This window comes from Patescibacteria group bacterium, assembly GCA_041667185.1.
GTDB lineage: Bacteria > Patescibacteriota > Patescibacteriia > SG8-24 > SG8-24 > JBAYFM01.
Genome location: JBAYFM010000007.1, coordinates 47818 through 72265, shown reverse-complemented (window position 1 = coordinate 72265; position 24448 = coordinate 47818). Strand labels below are relative to the sequence as shown.

At 58.8% G+C, this 24448-nt stretch carries 18 protein-coding genes and 1 tRNA gene; 10 read left to right on the top strand and 9 right to left on the bottom strand.

From position 1 onward, the window contains the following. Positions 1–877: tetratricopeptide repeat protein (locus tag WCT10_03480; protein ID MFA6603877.1), on the top strand; the 877-nt coding region annotated here is incomplete at its 5' end. 316 nt (positions 878–1193) lie between these two features. On the opposite strand, the gene WCT10_03475 is transcribed toward WCT10_03480, so the two are convergent. Both WCT10_03475 and WCT10_03470 read right to left on the bottom strand, forming a co-directional pair. Then, positions 1194–1269 (bottom strand) — tRNA-Ala (locus WCT10_03475). 247 nt (positions 1270–1516) lie between these two features. Continuing rightward, positions 1517–2131, bottom strand: coding sequence for a class I SAM-dependent methyltransferase (locus tag WCT10_03470; GenBank protein MFA6603876.1), 615 nt, complete (start codon positions 2129–2131; stop codon positions 1517–1519). A gap of 137 nt (positions 2132–2268) precedes the next feature. Between WCT10_03470 and ychF the strand changes: the two genes are divergently transcribed. Beyond that, entirely contained in the window at positions 2269–3342 is a 1074-nt protein-coding gene (gene ychF / locus WCT10_03465; protein MFA6603875.1) for a redox-regulated ATPase YchF, read from the top strand. A gap of 64 nt (positions 3343–3406) precedes the next feature. Here the strand turns inward: ychF and WCT10_03460 are convergent, their stop codons facing one another. Further along, the gene (locus tag WCT10_03460; GenBank protein MFA6603874.1) at positions 3407–4663 is read right to left on the bottom strand and encodes a DNA methyltransferase; all 1257 of its coding nucleotides are present in this window, start codon (positions 4661–4663) and stop codon (positions 3407–3409) included. Positions 4664–4928: 265 nt separating this feature from the next. Here WCT10_03460 and rpsF point away from each other — a divergent pair, with 265 nt between their 5' ends. The 5 genes from rpsF (at position 4929) to efp (ending at position 7980) form a co-directional block, all read left to right on the top strand. Continuing rightward, a complete protein-coding gene (gene rpsF / locus WCT10_03455; GenBank protein MFA6603873.1) occupies positions 4929–5399 on the top strand; it encodes a 30S ribosomal protein S6 in 471 nt (156 codons plus the stop codon). A gap of 77 nt (positions 5400–5476) precedes the next feature. After that, positions 5477–5911: a single-stranded DNA-binding protein gene (locus tag WCT10_03450; protein ID MFA6603872.1), complete on the top strand. Its 435-nt coding sequence runs from the start codon at positions 5477–5479 to the stop codon at positions 5909–5911. Positions 5912–5920: 9 nt separating this feature from the next. Further along, a complete protein-coding gene (rpsR, locus tag WCT10_03445) occupies positions 5921–6160 on the top strand; it encodes a 30S ribosomal protein S18 (protein ID MFA6603871.1) in 240 nt (79 codons plus the stop codon). A gap of 134 nt (positions 6161–6294) precedes the next feature. Continuing rightward, positions 6295–7365, top strand: coding sequence for an EF-P lysine aminoacylase EpmA (gene epmA, locus WCT10_03440; GenBank protein ID MFA6603870.1), 1071 nt, complete (start codon positions 6295–6297; stop codon positions 7363–7365). A gap of 51 nt (positions 7366–7416) precedes the next feature. Beyond that, positions 7417–7980 (top strand): elongation factor P, encoded by a 564-nt coding sequence (efp, locus tag WCT10_03435; protein MFA6603869.1) that lies wholly within the window; start codon positions 7417–7419, stop codon positions 7978–7980. A 287-nt stretch (positions 7981–8267) separates the two neighbouring features. On the opposite strand, the gene recA is transcribed toward efp, so the two are convergent. From recA to WCT10_03405, 6 genes are all read right to left on the bottom strand, one after another. Continuing rightward, complete coding sequence (gene recA / locus WCT10_03430) at positions 8268–9362, bottom strand: recombinase RecA (protein ID MFA6603868.1); 1095 nt, start codon at positions 9360–9362, stop codon at positions 8268–8270. Positions 9363–9683: 321 nt separating this feature from the next. Then, positions 9684–9878 (bottom strand): hypothetical protein, encoded by a 195-nt coding sequence (locus tag WCT10_03425; GenBank protein MFA6603867.1) that lies wholly within the window; start codon positions 9876–9878, stop codon positions 9684–9686. A 135-nt stretch (positions 9879–10013) separates the two neighbouring features. Beyond that, positions 10014–10778, bottom strand: coding sequence for a helix-turn-helix domain-containing protein (locus WCT10_03420; protein ID MFA6603866.1), 765 nt, complete (start codon positions 10776–10778; stop codon positions 10014–10016). Continuing rightward, positions 10750–12984, bottom strand: a complete 2235-nt coding sequence (locus WCT10_03415) for a DNA translocase FtsK (GenBank protein ID MFA6603865.1) — start codon at positions 12982–12984, stop codon at positions 10750–10752. Before WCT10_03415 ends, WCT10_03420 begins: the two co-directional genes overlap by 29 nt. Before the next feature lie 1183 nt (positions 12985–14167). Next, positions 14168–14293: a hypothetical protein gene (locus WCT10_03410; GenBank protein MFA6603864.1), complete on the bottom strand. Its 126-nt coding sequence runs from the start codon at positions 14291–14293 to the stop codon at positions 14168–14170. Positions 14294–14387: 94 nt separating this feature from the next. Further along, positions 14388–15125 (bottom strand): hypothetical protein, encoded by a 738-nt coding sequence (locus WCT10_03405; GenBank protein ID MFA6603863.1) that lies wholly within the window; start codon positions 15123–15125, stop codon positions 14388–14390. Positions 15126–15815: 690 nt separating this feature from the next. On the opposite strand from WCT10_03405, the gene WCT10_03400 reads away from it, so the two are divergent. The 3 genes from WCT10_03400 to WCT10_03390 all read left to right on the top strand — a co-directional run bounded on the left by WCT10_03400 (position 15816) and on the right by WCT10_03390 (position 24448). Next, the gene (locus WCT10_03400) at positions 15816–19337 is read left to right on the top strand and encodes a DNA-directed RNA polymerase subunit beta (GenBank protein ID MFA6603862.1); all 3522 of its coding nucleotides are present in this window, start codon (positions 15816–15818) and stop codon (positions 19335–19337) included. A 24-nt stretch (positions 19338–19361) separates the two neighbouring features. Beyond that, a complete protein-coding gene (gene rpoC / locus WCT10_03395) occupies positions 19362–23285 on the top strand; it encodes a DNA-directed RNA polymerase subunit beta' (protein ID MFA6603861.1) in 3924 nt (1307 codons plus the stop codon). A gap of 440 nt (positions 23286–23725) precedes the next feature. Then, on the top strand, positions 23726–24448 hold the full coding sequence (locus tag WCT10_03390) for a YebC/PmpR family DNA-binding transcriptional regulator (protein ID MFA6603860.1): 723 nt from the start codon (positions 23726–23728) through the stop codon (positions 24446–24448).

Below are 24448 nucleotides of genomic sequence, written 5' to 3'. Positions count from 1 at the left end.
CGAGATCAAGAAAGACGAGGGCGAGACCGATGATGCTTACAAGACGCGCGTTGAGCAGGTTCGGCAGGATAAATTGCGGCTCGTCGCGGCTCTTTCTGCCGACGCGATTAATGTCGCCAAGCGCGCCACGGAAATGAATCCGGAGAACGTGGCTAATTGGTCCGTCCTCGCCACCATCTATCAGAATCTGTTCGGCGTCACTCAGGGAGCTGACGAATGGGCCGTGAAGGCTTACGAGAAGGCGATCGAGCTCGAACCGGCCAATCCTTCTTCCTACACCGAGTTAGGCAAGATCTACGTCTATCAGGCCGATGTCGCGAGCCGGGGGATTCAGGACAAGGATGAGACTAAGAAGAAAGAGGCTCAGGCCAAGGTGGAAGAGCTTCTGAATAAAGCCGTCGACAATTTCAACAAGGCCATTGAATTGAAGTCTGATTACGCCGCGGCCAGGTTCCAGCTGGCTCTGACGCTCGACCGCCAGGGCAAACTCAAGGAAGCTATCACCAAGATGGAGGAGACCTTGGCGCTCAACAATCAGGATGTCGGCGTCGGCCTTCAGCTCGCGCTGCTCTATTATCGCGACAATCGCAAAGACGATGGTATCGCTCTGCTTGAAGCCGTGGTCAAGCTCTCGCCGAATTACTCGAACGCCCGCTGGTATCTGGCGGTGATGTATGAGGAGAAAGGCGAGATCGACAAGGCTATCGAACAGATCAAGAAGGTTGACGAGTTGAATCCGAATACAGAGGTCGTGAAGAAAAAGTTGGAGGATCTGCTTGCCAAGAAGACCGCTCCGGCTCCGGCCCCGGATCAATTGCCGCTGCCGGTCGATCAGCCGGTCAGAAATCCGAACGAGCCTGGAGTCAAGGCGCGTTAGAACAGAATTGGAACGCCGCCCCTGCCGGGGGCGGCGTTTTGATGATAGGCTGGGGACTGTCCCGGGATGTTCGCGGCTCCGCTTGATTGAGCTAAGATTTATTTCATGTGCGTCCCCTATACAGTAGACAAACGTATTCTATACAAAATAAAAATCCCTCTTTTCAGAGAGACTTTTATTGGTGGACCGCAAGGGAATCCCCTCGCTCCGACTCGGGCCCGGCCGCTCCGCACCGCCCCGCAATGTTGCGGGGCTCTCGCGCCCTTCGATTCCCTTGTTTATATCATAAAGCCCCGAGCATGAGCTCGGGGCCTGATGGTGGACCGCAAGGGAATCGAACCCTTCACCTCTTCCATGCCATGGAAGCGCTCTACCAGATGAGCTAGCGGCCCGTGATCGTTATATTGTGAACCCTTCACCTTCCCGCGATGCCGCGGGACGCTCTACCAGATGAGCTAGCGGCCCTTATTTTGTTGCGGCCAGCCAAAGCAATGCTGATGGCTAGCGGCGCAGATAAAAATACCGGATATCTCCGAAGGTGTCAATAAATCAGTCCGATGATGGCCATGTTTGGTGGCAAAAGTGATACTTACCCAAGAAAAAATAAAAAGGCGGCCAGTAATGGCCGCCTGCTAGCGTCTAGACCGCTCGCACGAACTGGAGAACCCACACAGTCTTGTCTTCGGGGAATAACTTGCGGCGGTTCTTGCTCAACACCGAGAAGCGATTGGCGGCAAGAGTCGCTGCTAGTTCATCTTCTTGCCAGAAGGAGAAGAACCGATCGCTTCCGGGCTTGGGTCCGGAAACCACCTTCTCCCCGACTCCTTCTTTCACGGCAATGAAGCCGACACCGCCAGGCTTGATGACGCGCCTGATTTCGGTCAGCACTCGCGCCATCTCTGCTTTGGGAATGTGAAGTAGTGAAGCGGCCGCCCAGAAGCCGTCGAACGAAGCGTCTCCCATCGGCAACGCGTACATGTCGCCAGGGATGAACCGCTGGCCAGGTGCTAGTCTACGGGCTTGTTCCAGCATCGGTTCGGAAAGATCCACGCCGATATACTGGTAGCCCATCCCAGCCAGGAGCAGTGCATCGCGGCCAGCACCGCATCCGATGTCCACGACACTACTGCCAGCAGGTAGAAGCGTCGCCAGATGCTCTGCTTCAGGGGCCCAGGTCTTCGGATCGCCCGCCAACATGTTGCGCTCCGCAGCAAGTGCGCGGTACGCGACAAGAAGTTCTTGTTTGTGGTCCATCGCCCACCTCCGTTCCTTGTGTATCATGATAGGTGTAAACAAATCAAGTCCGATCTTCTGCGGTTCCGGTGCGGTCATCGGTCGGTTGACGATTCAGCCATAAAACCGGATAATGGGCGGGCTTTATCAATATTGATATGTCACTCAAAGTTGGAATCGTCGGTCTGCCGAACGTCGGCAAGTCCACTCTGTTCAAGGCCATTACGAAGAAACAGGTCGATTGCGCGAACTATCCTTTCTGCACCATCGAGCCGAATGTCGGCATCGTCGCCGTGCCTGATGAGCGTCTCGCGGCGCTCGCCAAGGTTTCGAAGTCCGAGCGGATCGTTCCAGCCGCGGTCGAGTTCGTCGATATCGCCGGCCTGGTCGCCGGCGCGCATAAGGGCGAGGGGTTGGGCAACAAGTTCTTGTCGCACATCCGCGAGGTCGACGCTATCGTCGAGGTCGTCCGCGCTTTCGAGAACAAGGACATCGTCCACGTCGCCGGTAAGATCGACCCGCAGTCGGATATCGAGACCATCAATCTGGAACTCGCTTACGCCGATCTGGCCACCATCGACAAACGTCTCGAAGGGCTCCGGAACCAGGCCAAGGGCGGAGTGGATCGCCAGCTCAAGATCACGCTCGAGGCCGTGGAGAAGATTCACGCGCTTTTGACCGTCGGCTGCGGTGCGCGGGAAGCTGAGCTGAACGAAGATGAATTGAAATCGGTCAAAGATCTTCAACTACTGACGCTGAAGCCGCTGCTGTACGTTTTCAACGTCGATGAGGATCAGCTCAAGACCGGGTACTCCGTTCCTGATCTGCCTCCGGAAGCGCAGGTCCCGCTGTGCGTAAAATTGGAAGAGGAGCTGGCGTCGCTGCCGCCGGCAGAGGTCCAGGAATATCTGTCCGCGCTCGGGCTTTCGATGACCGGACTTGATCAGCTGATCAAGAGCAGCTATTCCATCCTCGGCCTCATGACCTTTCTCACGACCGGCGTCGACGAGACCCGTGCTTGGACCATCCGCAAGGGGGCCAAGGCGCCGCAGGCCGCGGGCGTCATCCACACCGATTTCGAGAAAGCGTTCATCCGCGCGGAGATCATCAACTGGAAGGACTTCGTGGAATTGGGCGAGTCCGGGGCGCGGGAAAAGGGCAAGCTGCGCATCGAGGGCAAGGATTACGTCATGCAGGAGGGTGACGTCTGCAACTTCCGCGTCGGAGTCTGATCTAAAAATTACGCATCAAATTAAAAACGACCGGGTCCGAGACCTGGCCGTTTTTGATCTCATTTTATTTGGCCGCTGGGTCGCCGTTCCAACGCAGGCGAATGATCTCCCGCCAGACCAATTGGTCGGCCCGGCCGTAGACCAGGCCGCGGTTCTTGGTCTCTTTGACATCCAGTTTGACCAGCGCGTCGCTCTTGAGCAGCGGCTCGATGGCATAGCCCAGTTTCACGAATTCATCGGCTTTCAACCCGTGCCGTTCAGGACCCAGCACGTAGACCGGCAGCGCCAAGACGACCGCGGCGCCGGGTTTCAGCAGCCGGCGCCAGGCGCCGAGCGATTCATAATACAGGCGGCTCAGATCGGACAGCGTCTTCTGCAGCTCGGAGCGTTTTTCCCGGCCGTGGCGCGGCGAACCGAGGAAAGTTTCGGCCACGACAGCATCGATGCTCGCCGGTTCCAGATGCTGGCCGATATGCCTGGCGTCCGAGGCGAAAAGCCGGACCGTTTTCGGCGCGCTGCCGTGTTCCTTCAGCCAGGTGATATTCTGTTCGGTGCTTTTGACCGCCGTCGGATTCAGGTCGCTGCCGACGACATCCTGGAAACCCATCTGGATCGCTTCGGTGAGCACGGTTCCCGAGCCGCAGAATGGATCGATGATGACGGCATCTGTGCCGACGCCGGCCAGGTTGATCATCATGCGGGCGAGTTTCGGCGGTAGCATGCCCTGATGGGTATCGCGGGCCGGACGGCCGTAATCGGCGCGGGAGAATTCTTCGAAAGGTTGGACGGCTTCGGTGACTGCGAGGCTCACGAGGCTGTTGCGGTCGATCAGGACCACAAACTCGGCTCCCTCTTCGATGAGTTTGTTCTTGGTCACGACGACCGAGCTCAGTGTGAGTCCGGTCTGCGGACGCACCCAGCGCGAAGCGCGGTCCTGCTCCCGGAGAATTTTTTTGGTCTCCATGCCGCGGACGATGATCTTCTTCGCCAGACTGCGTACGCCTTCGACGCCTAAAGCGGTGTAGGCGCTGAAACCGAAGACTGGGCGCGAATCATCGCCGTGCGCGGTGAGCAGGTGGTCGGCGGCTTTGGCGAGAACCTCGTCGTCCGTGAGTTTGGCTGGTCCGTCGATGATGCGGCCGGCTTTGATCGTGCCGCCCAGCCGTCTCATGAGCGCCGGCAGGTCGAGTTCTTTTTCGGTCTCAATCACAATCGCGGCCTCCAGGAGGTCTTTGATCTCGAATCTGTTGTCCGCGAGCACGGCCGAGATCTCGGCGAACGAGAGCGCGGGGTGCAGTCCTAATATGAAGAAGTAGCGCATGTGAGCATCTTAGCAGGGAGTAGGGGAGTAAGAAAGAGACGGAGTCAGGGAGAATATAATAGTTCTGACTTCGCATCTCCGTAACTCCATGACTCCGCAACTTCGTCCCGTCTTGCCATCTTGGGGATATCTGTGTTAATCTAGGCCAACGCGCTGATTAAGGCGCAGTTAAGCCTTATTTCCAAGGTCTGTCAAGTCTGACTGATCCGCGACGGCAGGAACCGCGAATGAGCGGTCCAAAACCGCGCGAGTAGGGCCAAAGATTATGGAGCAGTACGAACTTTTATTCATCATCCCGGCAAAGTACACCGAGGAGGAGCTGAAGCAGCTTTCCGACAAGGTGGCTGGCATCGTGACCTCGGCTGGAGGCACGATCAAGGAGACTCACGATCTCGGTCGGCGCAAGCTCGCGTATCCGATCAAGAACGCCCGCAACGGGAATTACGTCCTGTTCTTCTACGAAGCCGAACCGGCGGTGACGATCAAACTCAACGAGCTTTTGCGCATGTCGACCGACATCTTGCGCCACTTGATCATAGTCCGCGATCCGCATATCACCAAGATCCCGTCGCTCATCGAGGAAGAACCGCGGCATGAGCGCTACGAAGGGCGGCCACAGGGCCAGGTTGCGTCCCAGCCCGCCACCATCCAGCAGCAACAGCCGGCCAAGGACAAGATGAGCATCGCCGAACTGGATAAGAAACTGGAGCAGATCCTGACCGACGACATCCTCTAAACGGGCTAACCAGCCGACCAGCGGACCAGGCGACCCCCACGATCGCCGCGCCGCGCGCCGGATGAACTCACCCAAATATGAGCATGAATCTCAATCGGGCCATGATCATCGGCAATCTGACCAGGGACCCCGAAATCAGGACCACCACCAACGGCCAGAACGTCGCTTCTTTCGGCGTGGCTACGAATCATTCCTGGACCGACGCGTCCGGCCAGCGCCAGGAGAAGGCGGAATTCCACAACATCGTCGCCTGGAGCAAGCTCGCGGAGATCTGCGGGCAATATCTCACCAAGGGGCGCAAGGTTTACGTCGAGGGTCGTTTGCAGACCCGCGAGTGGACCGGCCAGGACGGCCAGAAGCGCAACCGGACGGAGATCGTGGCTGACAATGTCATCATGTTGGATCGCGGCAACGGCCAGACCTCGGCGGCTCCCCGCCAGGAGAAGGTTCCGGCCGCGGCAGTGCAGACCGGCGGAGACGACGAGATCAAGGTTGAAGACATTCCCTTTTAGACCCTTATGATGAGATCGAATCAAAAGAAGTCCGGCCTGATGAACCAGCAGCGCCATTGCGTGTTCTGCATTCACGGCGTCATGGCCATCGACTACAAGAATATCAACGGCATGAAGCGGTTCCTGTCGTCTTACGGCAAGATCGTGCCGCGCCGCCGCAGCGGCGTCTGCGCCAAGCATCAGCGCATGCTCGCCCAGGCGATCAAGCGGGCGCGGCAGATGGCGCTGATCCCGTTCCTGGTTAAATGATCCGTCCGGGGCGGATCATCCCGAGGGCTTAGGCCTGAGGGATCTCCGCCTGGCAACCGACGGGATTGCTTCGGCCTTCGGCCTCGCAATGACCCTAAAACCCCGTCCAATCGGACGGGGTTTTGTGGAGAACCATGACCACCTCAACTCCAAACTGGCGGCGTCTCGGCTCGGACGCGGTTTACCGCGGTCGGATGCTTCAGCGTTCCGCCATCATGAAAGCGGTGCGTGATTTTTTCGCCAGCCGCGGTTTTCTCGAGGTCGAGACGCCGATCCTGGTGGCGCATCCCGGCATGGAGCCGCACCTGGAACCGTTCGCGACCGGACTCGCCGACGAGCGCGGCGGTACGCGGGCCGGTTATCTGATCACGTCGCCGGAGTACTCGCTCAAGAAATTGCTCGCGGCCGGCCTGCCGAAGATCTTCGAGATCACCCGGTCGTTCCGGAACGGCGAACCCTGGGGTGGCACGCACAATCCCGAGTTCAGCCTGATCGAGTGGTATCGCGCTCATGACGATTACCGCGCGCTCATGCGCGACACCGAGGAATTGGTCGCCGAGGCGGCGCTCAAGGTCGTCGGTCAGACCGCGTTGAACTATCAGGGACAGGTCGTGGAGCTGGCTCCGGCCTGGACCAGGCTTTCCGTAGCCGAGGCTTTTGACCATTATTGTTCCCTGGATCTGGGGCGAGGCATTGATGATCCGGAGTGGTTCCGGAGCGAAGTCGCCGGTCGCGGCTGCACCATCGACGGGACCGATACGTTCGATGATGTTTTCTTCAAATTGTTTTTGCGGGACATCGAACCGAAACTGGGGCAGCCGGAGACGCCCGGCGCGACAGCCAAACCGGTCATCCTATACGACTATCCGCGTTCCATGGCCGCGCTGGCCCGCCTGAAACCCGGCGATGGACGCTACGCCGAGCGTTTCGAGGCTTACTGCCTCGGCATCGAGCTCGGTAACGCCTTTTCGGAATTGAATGACGCCGCTGAACAGCGGCAACGCCTGGTCGAAGAGCAGGAATTGCGGCGCCAGCTCGGCAAGCCGGTCCTGGAGCTCGATGAACAGTTCCTGGAGGCGGTCGGGCGGATGCCGCCCAGCGCGGGTATTGCTTTTGGCCTTGATCGTCTGGTAATGTTGCTCACGGACGCCAAGGATATCCGAGACGTCCTCTTTTTTCCCGCCTCCGACCTGTTCGGAAATTAGCAAAAATACGGCCGTCAGCGACCAGCTCATGGCCACTAGCTCAACGCCACTATGGCTGACACTACAGCGCTCAAGAAGGAGACTTTCATCATGTTCAAGGACGCCGTGCACGTCGTCACCGACGCCCAGCACGTCAACCCCGGCAAGGGCAGTGCTTTCGTGCGCGCCAAACTGAAGAACGTGCAGACCGGCAAGACGATGGAGAACACCTTCAAGGTCAGCGAATCCGTGGAGGTCGTCGAGCTCGACCGGGCGACGATGCAGTATCTGTACAAGGACGCCAACAATTATTATTTCATGGACAACGCCAGTTTCGAACAGCAGGCAATCTCGGCCGAGCTTCTGTCCGAGAAAGGGCAGTATCTGAAAGAGGGGCAGGAGGTCAGCGTCCTGCTTTATCAGGGTCTGCCGCTGTCCGTTGATCTGCCGAAGAAACTGACTTTCAAAGTGGTCGAGTCCATGCCGGCCGTCAAAGGCGATACGGCTTCCGGCCGCGTGACCAAGGAAGCGACGCTGGAGACCGGGATGAAGATTCAGGTGCCGCTGTTCGTCCAGCAGGACGAGTTCGTGGTCGTGAACACCGAGAACGGTGAGTACGTCGAGCGTGCCAAATAAAACAGCCGGTTCATTAGGCGCGCGAGACCCAGTCAGGCGGTAGTAGGACATGCAAGACGCCTCGGCGCAAGCCGGAGGCGTTTTTGATCTGCACATTTAAAGAGGCTGGCTGTTCCGCTCGCCTGACGGGTAAGAGCGCGCGAAGTGACACACCGAATTATCAGTGGGCGCGTAAGCGCCCATTTTTAGATACTGTCATCCCGGCCGAGCGCAGCGCGAGCCGGGATCCAGATATATAAAAGAAGGCCGCATTGGCGGCCTTCTTTTGCGTCCGGGGATCGTTCGGGCTAAGCCTTGGGTTCAGCTTCCTCGTCCGGCATCTCCGCCGGAGCGGCTGCCTTGGTCTTTTCGGCTTCCTGCGCCTTGTCCCAAATGGTCTGGCGCAGCTTCTTGAGCAGTTTCGGATCGGCTTTCAGGAAAGCCTTGGCGTTCTCGCGTCCGACGCCCAGCTTCACGTCTTCGAAAGCGTAGGAATTGCCGGATTTGGCCAGCACGCCAGTCTCGACGCCGAGGTCAACGAGGTCGCCGGACACGGAGATGCCTTCGTTGTACATGATGTCGAACTTGCAGGTGCGGAAAGGCGGCGCGACCTTGTTCTTGGCGATCTTGACCGAGACCTGGTTGCCGATGACCTTCTCATTCTGTTTGATCTGGGCCGAGCGGCGCACCTCGATGCGCACCGAGGAATAGAACTTGAGCGCGTTGCCGCCGGTCGTGGTCTCCGGGTTGCCGAAGACGATGCCGATCTTCATGCGGATTTGGTTGATGAAGATGACGATGGTGTTGGTCTTCGACACGATGCCGGCGAGTTTGCGGAGCGCCTGGCTCATGAGCCGGGCCTGAAGGCCCATGTGCTGATCGCCCATCTCGCCCTCGATCTCGGCTTTCGGCACGAGCGCGGCGACCGAGTCCACGACGACGACGTCCACGGCGCCGGAGCGGACGAGTGTCTCGACGATCTCGAGCGCCTGTTCGCCGGTGTCCGGCTGGGAGATCAGCAGGTCATCGATCTTCACGCCGATCTTCGAAGCGTAGGCCGGGTCGAGCGCGTGTTCGGCGTCGACGAAAGCGGCGGTGCCGCCGAGCTTCTGGACCTCGGCGACGACGTGCTGAGCGAGCGTGGTCTTGCCCGATGATTCCGGTCCGTAGATCTCGATGATGCGGCCGCGCGGCAGTCCGCCGATGCCGAGCGCCAGGTCGAGCGAGAGGCAGCCGGTCGAGACGGCGTCAACGTCGGTGAGTTTGGCGTCGCCCAGCTTCATGATCGAACCTTCGCCGAAGCGCTGCTTGATCTGATCGATGGCCGCGCCGACGGCTTTGGCCCGGCCGTCATCCCTGGCCGCGGATCTTTCTTTGCCGGTCTTGTTTTCTTTGGCAGTCATAAATGGTCAATTCGGTCCCGGGCGTGGGTTCGGGACGGATAAATTAACGGGGACAAGATAGATATTAACACGGAATGAGTCAAGTTTTTAGGTTGTAGGTTTTAGTTTGTAGGTTCTAGGTTGAGGGAGCTGGTTCGCTCCCCTAAAACCTAGCAACTAGCACCTAATCTAATTATGTTCGGTTTTTGTTCGGTAGGCAAGGGGGAGGGTGTGGATAATTGGTTGATAGCTAATGGCCAATAGCCGTCAGCGACCATAAAAAATAAATATTTGCCCATTAAAAAACCCGGCTATTTAAGCCGGGCAGCTGGTCGGACCGTCCTATTTCTGACCCTCTTTCGGGTCCTGCGATAGATTGAACTCCCGGATTTTGTCCAAAAGTTCAATCAGGGTCGGCACGAGATACTGTTTGCTGACTTTAGTGGAGATCGTCAGGCCTGGACGGAGCAGTGGTGAAGCGGCTTTCACAGTGTACGTTTCGTTGGTTTTGCGCGCCATTTTTTCTCCTCTGGTCAAAGAAAGGGCGAAGTATCCTCATCTTACTCGGCACGGACGTGGTGTCAACAATGAAAAAATCTGACCTGGGGTCAGATGTTCTGCGCTCCCGCACTCCTTCACTCCCGCACTCTCTATATCTATGTATCCGCGGTCTCAGCGCAGATCGGCCGTGAGTTGCTCGGTCGGTTGGACCAGCGCTTCGGCCGGCGTGCTGACGAAGACGCGCCGCGTGATCACCGCTTCCTTGCTGTGTTTCTTGGCGCCGACGACGCGGATCTCGTTCCAGCCATCCTGGAGCGTCAGCTTGTCGCGGAAATTGCCGTTGTCATCCGGGGCGACGTATTTGCCGTTGATGCGCAGCGTGATCTCGCGTTCAGTGCGGCCCTCGACCCAGATTTCGGAGTCCGAGGTCATGAGTCCTTCCGTCGGCGAAGACAGGCTGATGGCCGGCGCGGCGACGATATTCTGGACGGCCCAGCCGAGATAAACGAGCAGGCTGGCGGCGAGCAAGCCCAGGAAGATATTGCGCAAAAGATGCGGCGTCGTGACGAGCGCGCTGGCCGGCACGGCCCGGGCCGGATGCCGGGTCGCGGGTTCGGCGACGCTTTTCTGTCCCGCGACGTAGCGCGAGCGTTCCTGACGATAGAGGTTCACCATCGTCGGCGAGTCGAGTCCGAGGAACTTACAATAAACTTTCAGGTAGATCTTCGAATAGATGTCCTCCGGCATCTTGTCGTAAGCGCCGTCCTCGAAGAACGCGATATAGCGCTCGGGGATCTTCATCCGCGTCGCGGCTTCGCGCCGGGAACAGCCAAGATCGGTCCGCGCTTTCTTCAGCAAAGCACCGACGGAGTCGGCGATCTTGCAGCCAGCAGCGGATCCGGAGCGTTCAGGATTGTTCGCTTTGGTCGTCTTCATCAGCTTCAGCGGAGGTTTCCTCCTTATCCTCCGGATCAATGACATGGACGCCGTCAACATCGTTGATCGGGGTCACGAGCACTTGGCGCGGCTTCGCGCCGTCTCCAGGGCCAATGATACCCCTTTCTTCGAGCAAATCCAAGAGTCGGGCGGCGCGAGCGTAGCCGATCTTCAGGCGGCGCTGGAGATAAGAGGCCGAGGCTTTGCCGGCTTTGACCACGGTTTCCTTGGCTTCGTCCAATAATTCGTCGTCTCCGTCGTTGTTATAGCCGAAATCCATGCCGCCGTTGCCGTTCGGACCGCCGTGGCCGGGCTTGGCCGTCACGGTGTCGTCGTAATCGGCCGGCTCCTCGAGTTTGGAGATCAGGAAATCCACGACGCGCCGCGTGTCGGAGTCGCTCACATAGCAGCACTGGATGCGTTTCGGTTTCGAGAGTTCCGGGGTCTGGAAGAGGGAGTCGCCGCGGCCGACGAGTTTTTCGGCGCCGGCCGTGTCGAGGATGGTGCGCGAGTCGGTCACGGAAGCGACGGAGAATGCGATGCGGCTCGTGATGTTCGCTTTGATGAGGCCGGTGATGACGTCGACCGACGGGCGCTGCGTGGCGACGATCAGGTGAATGCCCACGGCGCGGGCCATCTGGGCCAGGCGGATGATCGAGGCTTCGACCTCGGAGGCCGAAGCGACCATGAGGTCGGCGAGCTCGTCGATGAGCACCACGATGTAAGGCATTTTTTCATCGACGCGAGAGTTGTAGGCGCCGATGTCGCGGCAGCCTTTCTGCGACAGGAGTTCGAAGCGGCGGTCCATTTCGCGGATGCACCATTTGAGGGCGTTGATGATCTTCGGTACTTCGGTGATGGCTGGTGTGAGTAGGTGTGGGACGCCGTTGTAGACCGGCATCTCGACGCGCTTCGGATCGATGAGGATCAGCCGCAGGTCGTCGGGGCTGTTCTGATAGAGGAGCGAGAGGATGACGGAGTTCAGACAGACGGTCTTGCCCGAACCCGTGGCGCCGGCGACGAGCAGGTGCGGCATCTTGCCGAGGTCCGCGACCCAGGGTTTGCCGGAGACGTCCTTGCCGAGACAGACGGTCAGGTTGGTGCGGCGGGTCTGGAAGGCATTGGATTCGAGGACTTCGCGGAGACCCACGACCGCGACGGTCTGGTTCGGCACTTCGATGCCGACGAGCGACTTGCCCGGGATCGGCGCTTCGATGCGGATCGGGTGGGCGGCCAGGGACAGCGCCAGGTCGTTCGAGAGCGAGGTGATGCGCGTCAGTTTGATGCCCTCGGCCGGCTTCAGAGTGAACTGGGTGACGGTCGGACCGACGCTGAATTCGCCCATCTCGACGGGGATGCCGAAATTCTCCAGCGTTTTTTTGATGACGTTCAGGCGGCCGTTGATGTCGCCGGCGGTCGGTTTTTCGAAACGGTTCTCCAGCAGGTCGGTCGGGACGGCGACCGGCGGATATTTTTTTCTGAGTTTGACCGGCGGTTCGGCGTACTTGGCTTCGCGGGGAGTAGTGACAGCGGTTTCCCCGTCCGTTTCGGACTGGTTCAGCTGGCGTTTCTTGAATTCTCCGGCCGGTTCAATGGCTGGCGCGCCCGGGTCGGCCGGGATCCGGTGTCCGAAAGGCCAGGGCCAGGACAGATGGCGGACGCCGGCGAGTTTCGCGGAAAGTTCGTGCAACGAGACGTTGAAAGTGAGTACGAGCGCGATGATGACGGTCATGACCAGGATGATCAGCGCGGCCCAGAAGCCGGCGACCGCGAGCAGCGGGTAGGCCAGGAGCAGTCCGGCGAAACCGCCGGCGCGCGAAACGTTGTCGACGATCAGGATGGCGTCGACGGTGCGGAACATGATCACGTCGAGGAGTCCGCCCCAGCCGGTCACGAACAGGAAGAGTCCGAGCCAGGTCGGCAGGCGGAAGGAGAATTTTTCCGGGAAAACGATGCGGCCGGCGAGGCCGAGAACGACGAAGGGAATGAGGAATTTATCAATGCCGAACAGCGCCGCGAAGAAAGAGTCGATACCACGGCCAGCCGCGCCGGCGAGATCAAAGAAAGACAACAAGCAGATGACAGAGACGACGAACAGGAAGAGCGCGGCCAGTTCTTTTTTGGCCAGCGGGTTGATTTTCGGAGCGCTGGGTTCGCGGCGTTTGGGTTTGGAACCGTTCTTTTTCGCGCGGTTGTTCTTGGACATAAGGAGGCGGAGCTTGCTTGTTAGCTGAAATGTCGGGTCGGTGCCATTATAAGCTCCATTAGGCCTCAAAATGATAGCATTTTAAGAAAATGCGGGCCAGTCCGATTAGCCATTGGCTATTAGCTGTTGGTCATGGGCCACAGCCAACTGGTGTTGCTTGGAAATTTTGGACGTTACTCCATCACCGCGTCCGAAGTTTGCGCTTGCCGGCCCACAGATCGGTCTCGCGGCAACGCCTTATTCGGCTTCCCGCACGTCGTCCTCCGTCCCGGTCGCGCGACGCGGTGAGGGGTTGTTAACTGTCACAAAATTTCCTGCTCACCGCCTGCGGCGGCGCTTGGAAATTTTGGACGTTAACAAAATCCGCCCGGAAGGCTGCGAGTCCAGAAAAAGCTGTTCGATTCGTGCCGAGACGGGAATGATGAAAGATCGCTCCCCGAGACGGGGAGAATGGTCTGAGACCTCTGGACAATGTCAGCTGGCGAAAGATCGCCTGATGAGTATCCGCCACAAGGGCGGAAAGACCGTCGGTGTCGGACCGCATTCGGGTCTCAATGCCGATCGTGCTTAACCGGATCCGCAGCCTTCCTGACGGATTTGGCCGCGAACTTTTGATGATGGCTGCAAGGTTCGGATGTGTTTTTAAGTATACCCGAGGGGTTGTTAAAAGGGTAGTGCTGGAGTGCTGGAGTGCTTCATCATTCCTTGATCACGTCACATCACGTCGCTCGCGAACGACGTGACTCCGTCTCTCCGTATCTCCGTCTCTCCCTTACTTGACGTTTGCACGCCACCGGTTAAAGTACCCACTGTTCCTTCTTTCGACTTCGACAGAGGAGAGGTAATCATGATTAATTGGCCTTTGGTATTGGGGACATTAGCTGGCAATCTGGTTTGTTACCCCCTGATCCTGCACAAAACGCTTGGCTACGGTCTGGCAGTCGGCGTGATCGCCGCTTCGCTGATCATCCTCGTGAACTGCTTGGGTTTCGCGCGGCCTGACAAATAGCGCCATCAGTCTCCTCGCGCGGATGTTTGAGATCGCTCTCGGAGTCCGAATCAACGCTTTCGTTAAAGCTCGGGTTTCCCGGGCTTTTATTTTTTTCGACGTTCAATCTTGTCGCCGCGTCAAAAAAAGAGAACCCATCAGGCGGGTTCTCATTTTGTCGAAGCGGGATTTTCTTTAGCGGTGACGCTTCCGGTAGCGACGTACCAAGTGGCAGGCGCCGACCACGACGAGCCCTCCCGGCAGAGCGAGAGCGATGATGGCCTGGACCAGGAAGCGACCGGTTGTCATCAGATATGACATGAAGACCGCCTTTGCTGGGTGAGGGTGGATGCGGCGGCGCGGCCAAGATCGGTCGCACCGCCGCCGGATCATCCTATCTCATCTCATCAGGAAGCTACTCGTCCTGGTTTTCGCCGGCCCACTCGTCCGCGAAATGTCCGGCGGATTCGGGGTCGCGCGTGGAAAGCAGGCGGCGCGCAGATTCGCTGCCGTCATCCAATTCCTTGAACGTCTCAAGGAACACCTGGGCCGCCAGCCGACAGATGCCGACGACCTCGCCGAAGACGGTGATGAACCGGTCGGCTGGAAGGTCGTGGCGACAACAGTTGACTGGCAGTCCGCAGACCAGTTGGTCGTGGTGCTCGTTGTGTCTCGCGGCGGGGAACTGCGCCAGGTCGGCGTTGTACGCCATCTGGACGTAGTCCCGGGCGTAGCGGCGGATGATCTCCTCGCGGTTGAGGCGAGCATTCTCGATGCGCTGCTGGCGGTCCGCTGCGTGGCGGGCGGCTTCGCGCTCCTGCTTCTTGGCCTCGACCCACCGGATGGTATCCAGCCGCTGGGCGCTGATGGGATCATGACCCGTCAGCTTCGCGAGGGTCCGGACGAGCGGGTAGACGCCGCAGCCGGGCTCGCGCAAACGCTTGCCGCGCTCGGCGGAGATCTTTTCCGCGCAGTCCTGGCAGCGCACCTTCTTCGCGAGGATTTCCTCGCGGGTGGCGGCGGCCGGGTCGAGGGAGACGTTGAACATCTTTTCGGCGGTCCCGGTGTTCTCGCAGTTCACGGTGCAGCACTTGAACGTTTCGGTGGTCGCGGTGCCTTCACCCCGACCGGTGTTGCTGGACTCTCGGCTCATGGCCTTCCTCCTTGGTTGGGGATGAGACAAAAACGTCCTGCCCCTGATAATGGTTGCGTCACCTTTTGTAAAGAACAGATGACTGCTGAGTAGACCATATTTTGGCGTTCTTGTCAATCGTCGTTGACACTGTCCGGAGCTCGCCGTTGCCGGAAAAAATTACGGAAACGCATCAAAAATCGCTCTGGCTGGACAAAAGACCAGTGATGGTCGTGGAGGCGAAAAATAAAACTCAGCTTGTGGATAAATCAGGACCAGATATTTATATATGTAAAGCCTTTATTTTATTCATTTTTAGCCTAATTTATTATCAGGTCGATCTGTCAAGTTGACAAAATTATGCCTCTTGGCCTTGACGGATTGCCATAACTTTGCTATCTTCATTCGGAACACCGCTACCCTTTTTGGGGGTTGGTCGGCGCGCAATTCCGCGCAATCTGGCCAATAAATTCGCGGTCGAACAGTCCATGTTCGCCAACAAAAAATCGTGATCCAGCGGAAACAATAAACGCCCCTGTCGTGAAGTCAATTTCAAGCCCAAAGAATTGGCAGGGGGGTGTTTTTTTACTGCCGTCGAAAATTTGAGGCCCTGAAAATGGAAGTCAGGATCCGCCGGCGCGTCCGGTTTCCAAACTCAGGTTCTTAAACATTATTTCGAAAAAATTAGCCAGGTAACCCATCGCACTGCCTATGATCTTCAAACGCCAGAGGCCGAAGAGCGAGGTGCGCAAGATGTTCACGAACATCGTGGACGCCATGCCGCAACCGGATCTCATCGAGATCCAGAAGAAATCATACGACTGGCTTTTCAAAGAGGGTATTCGGGAATTGTTCGAGGAGGTCTCGCCGGTCAAGGATTTCATCGGCCGCGACCTGGAGCTGTACTTTTTGGATTACTATTTGGACGAGCCGAAATTCGAGGAGGTCGTGACCAAGGCCAAGAACCTCACTTTTGAGGCGCCGCTGCGCGTCAAAGCCCGGCTCATCAACAAGCGCACCGCGGAGACCAAGGAACAGGAGATCTACCTGGGTGATTTTCCGATCATGACCGACCGCGGCACTTTCATCATCAACGGCATCGAGCGCGTGGTCGTCTCGCAGCTCGTCCGCTCCGCCGGCGTCTTCTTCACCACCGAGAACAACCGCGGCCGCAAGTATTTCGGCGCCAAGATCATTCCGAACCGCGGCGCCTGGCTCGAGATGGAGACGGACAACTCGAACGTCATCTGGGTCAAGATCGATCGCAAGCGCAAAGTGGCCGTCACGTCGCTCTTGCGCGCTTTCGGTTACAGCACTGACGAGGAGATTCTCGGATTGTTCACCGACGTCGACAAACATCCGTCCATCAAATACATCCAGAACACCATCGACAAGGATTCCGCCAAGGATATGGACGAGGGCCTGCGCGAGGTTTACAAGCGCATCCGCCCGGGCGATCTGGCTACGGCCGACAACGCCAAGTCCCTCATCTACTCGATGTTCTTCAACTTTGACCGCTATGACCTGGGCAAGGTCGGCCGCTACAAGTTCGCCCAGCGTTTCGGCCTCACACAGACCGAGGCGGAGATCGAGAAGCCGGAGACCCGCATCCTCAAGAAAGAGGACATCGTGACCATCGTCAAGGAAGTCATCCGCCTGAACATCACTCAGGAGGATCCGGACGACGTGGACCATCTCGGCAACCGCCGCGTCCGCGCCGTGGGCGAGCTCGTCCAGAACCGCTTGCGCGTCGGTCTCTCCCGCATGGAGCGCATCATCAAGGACCGCATGTCCACGATGGACATCACGACGATCACGCCGTCGAAGCTCGTGAACGCGCGGCCGATCATCGGCGTCGTGCGCGAGTTCTTCATGTCTTCCCAGCTGTCGCAGTTCATGGACCAGGTGAATCCACTCGCCGAGCTCGAACACAAGCGCCGTCTCTCCGCGATGGGCCCCGGCGGCCTCTCCCGCGAGCGCGCCGGGTTCGACGTCCGCGACGTACACCCGACCCACTACGGCCGCATCTGTCCGATCGCGACGCCGGAAGGTCCGAACATCGGCCTCGTCGGCCATCTTGCGAGCTACGCGCGCGTCAACGAATACGGTTTCATCGAGACGCCTTATCGCGTCGTGTTGAAAGAGGTCAAGAACGACGGCAAGAAAGCCGCCGGCGAGATCGCGCGCGGCGACATCAAGGATCCGAAGAGCGGCAAGACCATCATCGCCGCCGGCACCGAGATCTCCAAGGACGACGCCGCTAAGCTGGCCAAGTTTTCGCTCGATACGATCCCGGTCAAGACCCGCGTGACCAAGGAGATCGAATATCTCAACGCTTTCGCGGAAGAGAAATCCATCACCACCACGGCCACGACTCCGATCGACAAGGATGGTTATTTCCTGGAACAGAAGGTCGCGGTCCGCAAATTCGGCGAACCGTCCGTCGACATCGTCGACAATCTCGACTACATGGACGTCTCCTCGAAGCAGATCGTCTCGGTCGCCACTTCGCTCGTGCCGTTCCTCGAACACGATGACGCTAACCGCGCCCTCATGGCGACGAACATGCAGCGCCAGGCGGTCCCTTGCATCAAGGCGGACGCGCCGATCGTCGGCACTGGCCAGGAATTCCGCGCGGCTTTCGATTCCGGCCACGTCGTCGTTTCTGATATCGACGGCGAGGTGACCGCGGTCCAGTCTGATTATGTCGAGATCACGGGCGATAACGGCGAGAAGCGCGATTACCGCCTGAACAAGTTCAGCCGCTCCAATTCCTCCACCTGCATCAACCAGCGCCCCGTCGTGTCGCGCGGCCAGAAGGTCGCGGCCGGCACCATCATCGCCGACGGCAGCGCCGTCGATCGTGGCGAACTTGCGCTCGGTCAGAACCTGCTCGTCGCCTTCCTGTCCTGGGAGGGTTACAACTACGAGGACGCCGTCATCTTGAATGAGCGCCTGGTCCAGAATGACCGCTATACTTCCATCCACATCGAGAACTACCTGATCGACGTGCGCGAGACTAAGCTCGGGCCGGAGGTTATCACGTCCGACATCCCGAACATCAGCGAGGAGAAACTGAAGAACCTCGACGAGAACGGCATCGTGCGCATCGGCGCCGAGGTCGTCTCAGGCGACATCCTCGTCGGCAAGATCACGCCGAAGGGCGAGACGGAACTGTCCGCGGAAGAGAAACTCCTCCGCGCTATCTTCGGCGAGAAAGCCCGCGACGTGCGCGACAGCTCCCTCTATCTTGAACATGGCGAACACGGCAAGGTCGTGGATATCAAGATCTTCTCGCGCGAGGCTGGCGACAAGCTGCCCCCGGGCGTCATCATGACCGTCCAGGTGGCCGTGGCCGATCTCCGCAAGATCCAGGTCGGCGACAAGGTCGCCGGACGCCATGGCAACAAGGGCGTCATCTCCAAGATCGTTCCGGTCGAGGACATGCCGTTCCTCGGAGACGGCACTTCGGTCGACATCATCCTGTCGCCTCTCGGCGTCGTGTCCCGCATGAACTTGGGCCAGATTCTTGAGACCCATCTCGGCCTCGCTGCGAACTCGCTCGGTTATCACGCCTGCACGCCGGTCCTGAACGGCATCACCGAGAACCAGATCCGCGAGGAACTGAAACGCGCCGGCTTCCCGGAGGACGGCCAGATGCAGCTGTACGACGGCCGCACCGGCGAAGCGTTCGATAACAAGGGCACGGTTGGCTACATCTACGTCATGAAGCTGAACCACATGGTCGAGGACAAGATCCATCAGCGCTCCATCGGCCCGTACTCGCTCATCACCCAGCAGCCGCTCGGCGGCAAGGCGCAGTTCGGCGGCCAGCGCTTCGGCGAAATGGAAGTTTGGGCCCTCGAAGCTTACGGCGCCGCGCACACCTTGCAGGAGATCCTGACCATCAAGTCCGACGACGTGCCCGGCCGCTCCAAAGCCTACGAGTCGATCATCAAGGGCGAGCCGATCAAGAAGATCAACGTGCCGGAATCTTTCAATGTCCTCGTGCGCGAACTCAAGGGCCTCGGCCTCGACGTCGAGCTCCTGAAGGGCAAGCAGCGCATGGACCTTGACGAGGTCGGCAAGTCGCGCGGCAACCTGCCCGGCAGCGAACGGCCGCAGACGTCGCTCGTCGAACCTGACGGCGTCGAAGAGGCTTTTAAGGAAGAAGCTCCGGTCCTGGCTGTCGCTCCCGAAGAAGAGAGTCGGCCCGCGGCCGACGAGATCTAATTCATTGCCTTGATCATCCCGCATATGAACATGAATTCTCTCGCCGACCAGACGACCAAGATCCAGGATTTCGACGCCGTGCGTCTGACCCTGGCTTCGCCTGAGACCATCAAGAAGTGGTCCTATGGCGAGATCCTGAATCCCGAAACCATCAATTACCGCACCCAGAAGCCGGAGAAAGGCGGCCTCTTCGCCGAAGAGATTTTCGGGCCGTCCAAGGATTGGGAGTGCTACTGCGGCAAATATAAGAAGGTCCGCTACAAGGGCATCATCTGCGACAAGTGCGGCGTCGAGGTAACGAACTCGCTCGTGCGCCGCGAGCGCATGGGCCACATCGAGCTGGCTTCGCCGGTCTCGCATATCTGGTTCCTGCGCGGCGTGCCGTCGAAGATCGGTCTGGTGCTCGATCTCTCGGTCCAGAACCTGGAGAAGGTCATCTACTTCGCCAACTTCATCGTCACCGAGGTGCGCGAGGACCTGAAGACCGAGCTCGTCGAGCAGATCCGCACCGAATACAAATCCAAGAAGAAGCAGATCGAGGCTGAGTACAAGCGCCTGGTCGAGATGACCAGTAAGAACACGGATGCGACCGACAAGGAGAAGAAGCTGGCCGCGGCGTTCGAGGCCAAAGCGCAGAAGCTCAAGGATCTCGACGAGGATTTCCGCAACGTCGACAAGGAACTCAAGGAACTGAAGCCATTGAAGATCATCCCGGAGAACGTCTATCAGGAGTGGTCGCTCAAGTACGGCCACCTGTTCGAGGCGAGCATCGGCGCCGAAGCCGTCCGCAAATTGCTCACCCGGATCGACATCGAGGCGTCAATCGCTCAGATGGACGCCGAGATCGCCGACGAGCCCCAGGGCGCCAAGTACGACAAGCTGGTGCGCCGCGTGAAGCTGTTCCGGTCGCTGAAACTCAACAACATCCGCCCCGAGTGGATGATCATGACGGTCGTTCCGGTCATTCCGCCGGATCTGCGCCCGATGGTGCCTTTGGACGGCGGCCGTTTTGCCGCGTCCGATCTGAACGATCTCTATCGCCGCGTCATCAATCGCAACAACCGCCTGAAGAAACTGCAGGAGTTGAACGCTCCGGAGGTCATCACCAGGAACGAGAAGCGCATGCTGCAGGAGGCTGTGGACGCGCTCATCGACAACTCCGCGCGCCAGTCCAAGACCGTGCTCGCCACGACCGGCAAGAAGCGCCAGCTGAAGTCCCTCGCCGACATTCTCAAGGGCAAGCAGGGTCGCTTCCGCCAGAACTTGCTCGGCAAGCGCATCGACTACTCCGGCCGCTCGGTCATCGTCGTCGGCCCGAGTCTCCATCTCTACCAGTGCGGCATTCCGAAAGGCATGGCCCGCGAGCTTTTCAAGCCGTTCGTCATCGCGAAGCTCATCGAGCGCGGCTTCTGCCACAATATCCGCAGCGCCAACCGCTTCATCGAAGCCGATCATAGCGAGGTCTGGGACATCCTCGAGGAGGTCACCAAGGACTCGCTCGTGATGCTGAACCGCGCTCCGACCCTGCATCGCCTCGGCATCCAGGCCTTCCAGCCGGTGCTCATCGAGGGTAAGGCCATCCAGGTCCATCCGATGGTCTGTCCGTCCTTCAACGCCGACTTCGACGGCGACCAGATGGCCGTTCATGTGCCGCTCACCGAGGAAGCCAAGGAAGAGGTCCGCACCCGCATGCTCTCGACCATGAACCTGCTGAAGCCTGCCACGGGCACTCCGATCATGCGTCCGGACAAGGATGTGGCTTGGGGTATTCATTACATGACGAATCTTCTGGCGCCGCAGCAGGGCCGCGAGACGCCGCGCGCTTTCGGCAATCCGTCCGAAGCCGTGCTGGCCTACCGCCTGCGCAAGATCGAGCTGCGCGAGAAGATCCTGGTCCGCCTCACGCCGGATACCAAACCGATCGAAACCAGCGTCGGCCGCATCTTCTTTAACCGCGTTTTGCCCGTTGATTACGGTTATTTGAACGACCAGCTCGACGCCAAGAAATTGACCGAGATCGTTCGCAAGTGCCTGGAGATCTATGGTCGCGATAAGACCGTCGAGGTGCTTGATGGTTTGAAAGAGATCGGTTTCCATTACATCACTCGCTCCGGTTATTCCTGGGGCATGGCTGATCTGCCGTTCATTCCTGAAAAGAAAGAATTGATCGCCGATGGCGACCGTCGCATCGAGGAGGTCGAGGGACAATATCAGGAAGGTTTGCTGACCCAGTCCGAACGACACTCCAAGATTGTCGCGGTTTGGACCGAGATCAAGGATCGCGTCACGAAACTCTCCAAGGAGAAGCTGCCTAAGCATGGTTCCGTCGCTTCGATGATCGATTCCGGCGCTCGCGGTTCCTGGGGCCAGCTGACGCAGATCATCGGTATGAAAGGTCCGGTCGCCAATCCGGCCGGCGACATCATCGAGCTGCCGGTCAAAGGCAACTTCAAGGACGGCATCGACGCCCTGGAATACTTCATCTCTACGCATGGCGCCCGCAAAGGTTTGTCCGATACCGCGCTTCGTACCGCTAACGCCGGCTACCTGACCCGCCGCCTCGTCGACGTTTCTCAAGATGTGGTCATCAAGGAGGATGATTGCGGCGACAAGGAAGGCATCATGATCAACGCCAAGGAATCGGAAGAGATGAACGAGAAGGTCGTTGCGCGTCTTTTGGGACGTATTGTCATCGAGGACCTCAAACATCCGAAGACTGGCGAAACCGTGGTCAAGGCTGGCGGACTTGTTGATGAGAAAGCCGCCGTGAAGCTCGCTGACGCCACGCTCGACAATATCCGCGTCCGCTCGGTGCTCACCTGCTTGCTTTCGAAAGGCGTTTGTAAGAAGTGCTACGGTTGGGACCTGGCTTATAACAAGGAAGTCGAGATCGGTGTAGCGGTCGGCATCATGGCTGCCCAGTCCATCGGCGAACCTGGCACGCAGCTCACCATGCGCACGTTCCATACGGGCGGCGTGGCCGGAGCCGATATCACCCAAGGTTTGCCGCGCGTTGAGGAACTTTTTGAAGCCCGGCCGCCGAAGCGCAAGGCTTTCATGAGTGATGTTGCCGGCAAAGTGACGGTCGAGGATATCGACCGCCGCATGATCGAGGGTCCGGAGGGCCAGAAATTGCTGGCGCCGTTCGTCGGCCACAAGATCGTTCGCGTGGGTTATTCTGAAGAGGATGGCGAGACTTACAAGCACAACACCCAGGACAAGCCGAGCGTCAAAGCCGGCGAGTCCGTTGAGGCCGGACAGGTCGTCATCGTCAAGGTTGATGGTCGCGAGATCGTGGCCAAGGCCGCCGGCACCGTCCGCTTGGAGAAGCGCGTCGTGAAAGTCGTCCGCGAGACTCAGAAGGTCAAGGAGTACATCATCCCGCCGGGCTATGTGTTGTATGTGAAGAACGGCGACACGGTCGAAGCCGGCCAGCAGCTCACCGAGGGCAACCTGGATCTGCACCAGCTCTACCGCCTGCGCGGCAAGGACGCCGTCATGAAGTACATCCTCAAGGACGTCCAGGCCATTTACACTTCGCAGGGCCAAAAGCTCAATGACAAGCACATCGAGATCATCGTCAAACAGATGTTCTCGCGCGTGCTCGTGAAGGACGCCGGCGACACCGACCTTTTGCCGGGCGAAATCATCGAAAAGTCCCAGCTCCTCGACGAGAACCGCGCCTGCGCGGAACGCAAGGGCAAGCTGGCCACGTTCGACGAGCTCTTCCTCGGCATCACCAAGGTGGCGCTCTCGACCCAGAGCTTCCTCTCGGCCGCTTCCTTCCAGGAGACCGCGCGCGTGCTCATCAATGCCGCCATCACCGGCAAGATCGATCCGCTCGAGGGCCTGAAGGAGAACGTCATCATTGGCCGCATGATCCCGGCCGGTACCGGTTACCGGAGCAAGAAGGATCTCGCCATTGATCCCGCTCCCGCAGCCGCCTGAGCCGAAGAGAAAATATCAAGGTTGGAAAAACCGCCGAACCCCGCCCTCACCAGGCGGGGTTTTGGTTATACTTCGGAGTGCTGGAGTGCTGGAGTGCTGGAGTGCTGGAGTGCTCCTGCACTTCCCAACTTCTTAGCCAGTCCGAGCTACCAAGCGGCTCCGTCTTCGGATGCTGCTTTAAAAAGAGCATTTTGTCGGGCTTGTATCGGGGCTATATTGAGCGAATTTAGGGCAAGTGGTAGACTCTTTAGGAGTTGGAGAGTGCGGAAGTGAGGGAGTTGGGTAGACAAGATGTCTTCGTCACTCCAGCACTCCCGCACTTCCCAACTCCTCAACTTTTTCTGAAGTGCAGAAGTTTTGAAGTACTGGAGTGCTGAAGCTTGATTTCAAATCTTCAGGACTCCCGCACTCCAGCACTTCCCAACTCCCCAACTTCTCATATGTCCAAACATTCCAAATGGGCCAAGGTCAAACATCAGAAAGGCACCACTGATTCCAAACGGGCCGCGGTTTTCACCAAGCTCGCCCGTGTCATCACGGTCGCGGCCCGCGAGGGCGGGAGCGATCCGAATTTCAATTTCAAACTGCGGACCGCCATCGAACTGGCGCAGGCCGGCAGCATGCCCAAAGACAATATCGAACGGGCCATCAAGCGCGGCAGCGGCGGCGCGGAGGGCGAGAATATCGAAGAGGTCACCTATGAAGGCTATGGTCCGGGCGGCGCGGCGGTCGTGGTCGAGGCTCTGACCAGCAACCGGAATCGCACCAGCTCCAACATCAAACATATCCTGTCGGTCCACGGCGGCAATCTCGGCAGCGCCGGATCGGTGCTGTGGATGTTCGTGCGGAAAAGTGTTTTGCGGATCGAGCGCGCTCAGCCGCTCGGCGAAGCCGAGGAGCTGGCGCTCATCGACGCCGGAGCCGAGGATATCGCGGCCGACGCCGAGGGGCTCGACGTCACTGGTCCGGTCGAGGCTTTGAATGGATTGCGCGAGGCGGCGGACAAACTCGGACTGAAGGTCGTCGGCGCCGGCCTGGAATGGCTGCCCAAAGAGATGCTGGCTGTGGCTGATCCCGAAGCGCAAGCCAAACTGGAAGGCTTGTTCGAAGCTTTGGACGACGACGAGGACGTGAACAATATCTATTATAACGTCGACATCTGA

Bases quoted from the DNA above. Each gene is read 5' to 3' on its own strand.
- WCT10_03460 (MFA6603874.1), bottom strand. From the start codon at position 4,663: ATGCGCTACTTCTTCATATTAGGACTGCACCCCGCGCTCTCGTTCGCC.
- rpsF (MFA6603873.1), top strand. From the start codon at position 4,929: ATGGAGCAGTACGAACTTTTATTCATCATCCCGGCAAAGTACACCGAG.
- rpoC (MFA6603861.1), top strand. From the start codon at position 19,362: ATGAACATGAATTCTCTCGCCGACCAGACGACCAAGATCCAGGATTTC.
- recA (MFA6603868.1), bottom strand. From the start codon at position 9,362: ATGACTGCCAAAGAAAACAAGACCGGCAAAGAAAGATCCGCGGCCAGG.
- WCT10_03415 (MFA6603865.1), bottom strand. From the start codon at position 12,984: ATGTCCAAGAACAACCGCGCGAAAAAGAACGGTTCCAAACCCAAACGC.
- WCT10_03410 (MFA6603864.1), bottom strand. From the start codon at position 14,293: ATGTCATATCTGATGACAACCGGTCGCTTCCTGGTCCAGGCCATCATC.
- WCT10_03470 (MFA6603876.1), bottom strand. From the start codon at position 2,131: ATGGACCACAAACAAGAACTTCTTGTCGCGTACCGCGCACTTGCTGCG.
- WCT10_03405 (MFA6603863.1), bottom strand. From the start codon at position 15,125: ATGAGCCGAGAGTCCAGCAACACCGGTCGGGGTGAAGGCACCGCGACC.
- WCT10_03450 (MFA6603872.1), top strand. From the start codon at position 5,477: ATGAGCATGAATCTCAATCGGGCCATGATCATCGGCAATCTGACCAGG.
- WCT10_03400 (MFA6603862.1), top strand. From the start codon at position 15,816: ATGATCTTCAAACGCCAGAGGCCGAAGAGCGAGGTGCGCAAGATGTTC.
- efp (MFA6603869.1), top strand. From the start codon at position 7,417: ATGGCTGACACTACAGCGCTCAAGAAGGAGACTTTCATCATGTTCAAG.
- ychF (MFA6603875.1), top strand. From the start codon at position 2,269: ATGTCACTCAAAGTTGGAATCGTCGGTCTGCCGAACGTCGGCAAGTCC.
- WCT10_03420 (MFA6603866.1), bottom strand. From the start codon at position 10,778: ATGAAGACGACCAAAGCGAACAATCCTGAACGCTCCGGATCCGCTGCT.
- rpsR (MFA6603871.1), top strand. From the start codon at position 5,921: ATGAGATCGAATCAAAAGAAGTCCGGCCTGATGAACCAGCAGCGCCAT.
- WCT10_03390 (MFA6603860.1), top strand. From the start codon at position 23,726: ATGTCCAAACATTCCAAATGGGCCAAGGTCAAACATCAGAAAGGCACC.
- epmA (MFA6603870.1), top strand. From the start codon at position 6,295: ATGACCACCTCAACTCCAAACTGGCGGCGTCTCGGCTCGGACGCGGTT.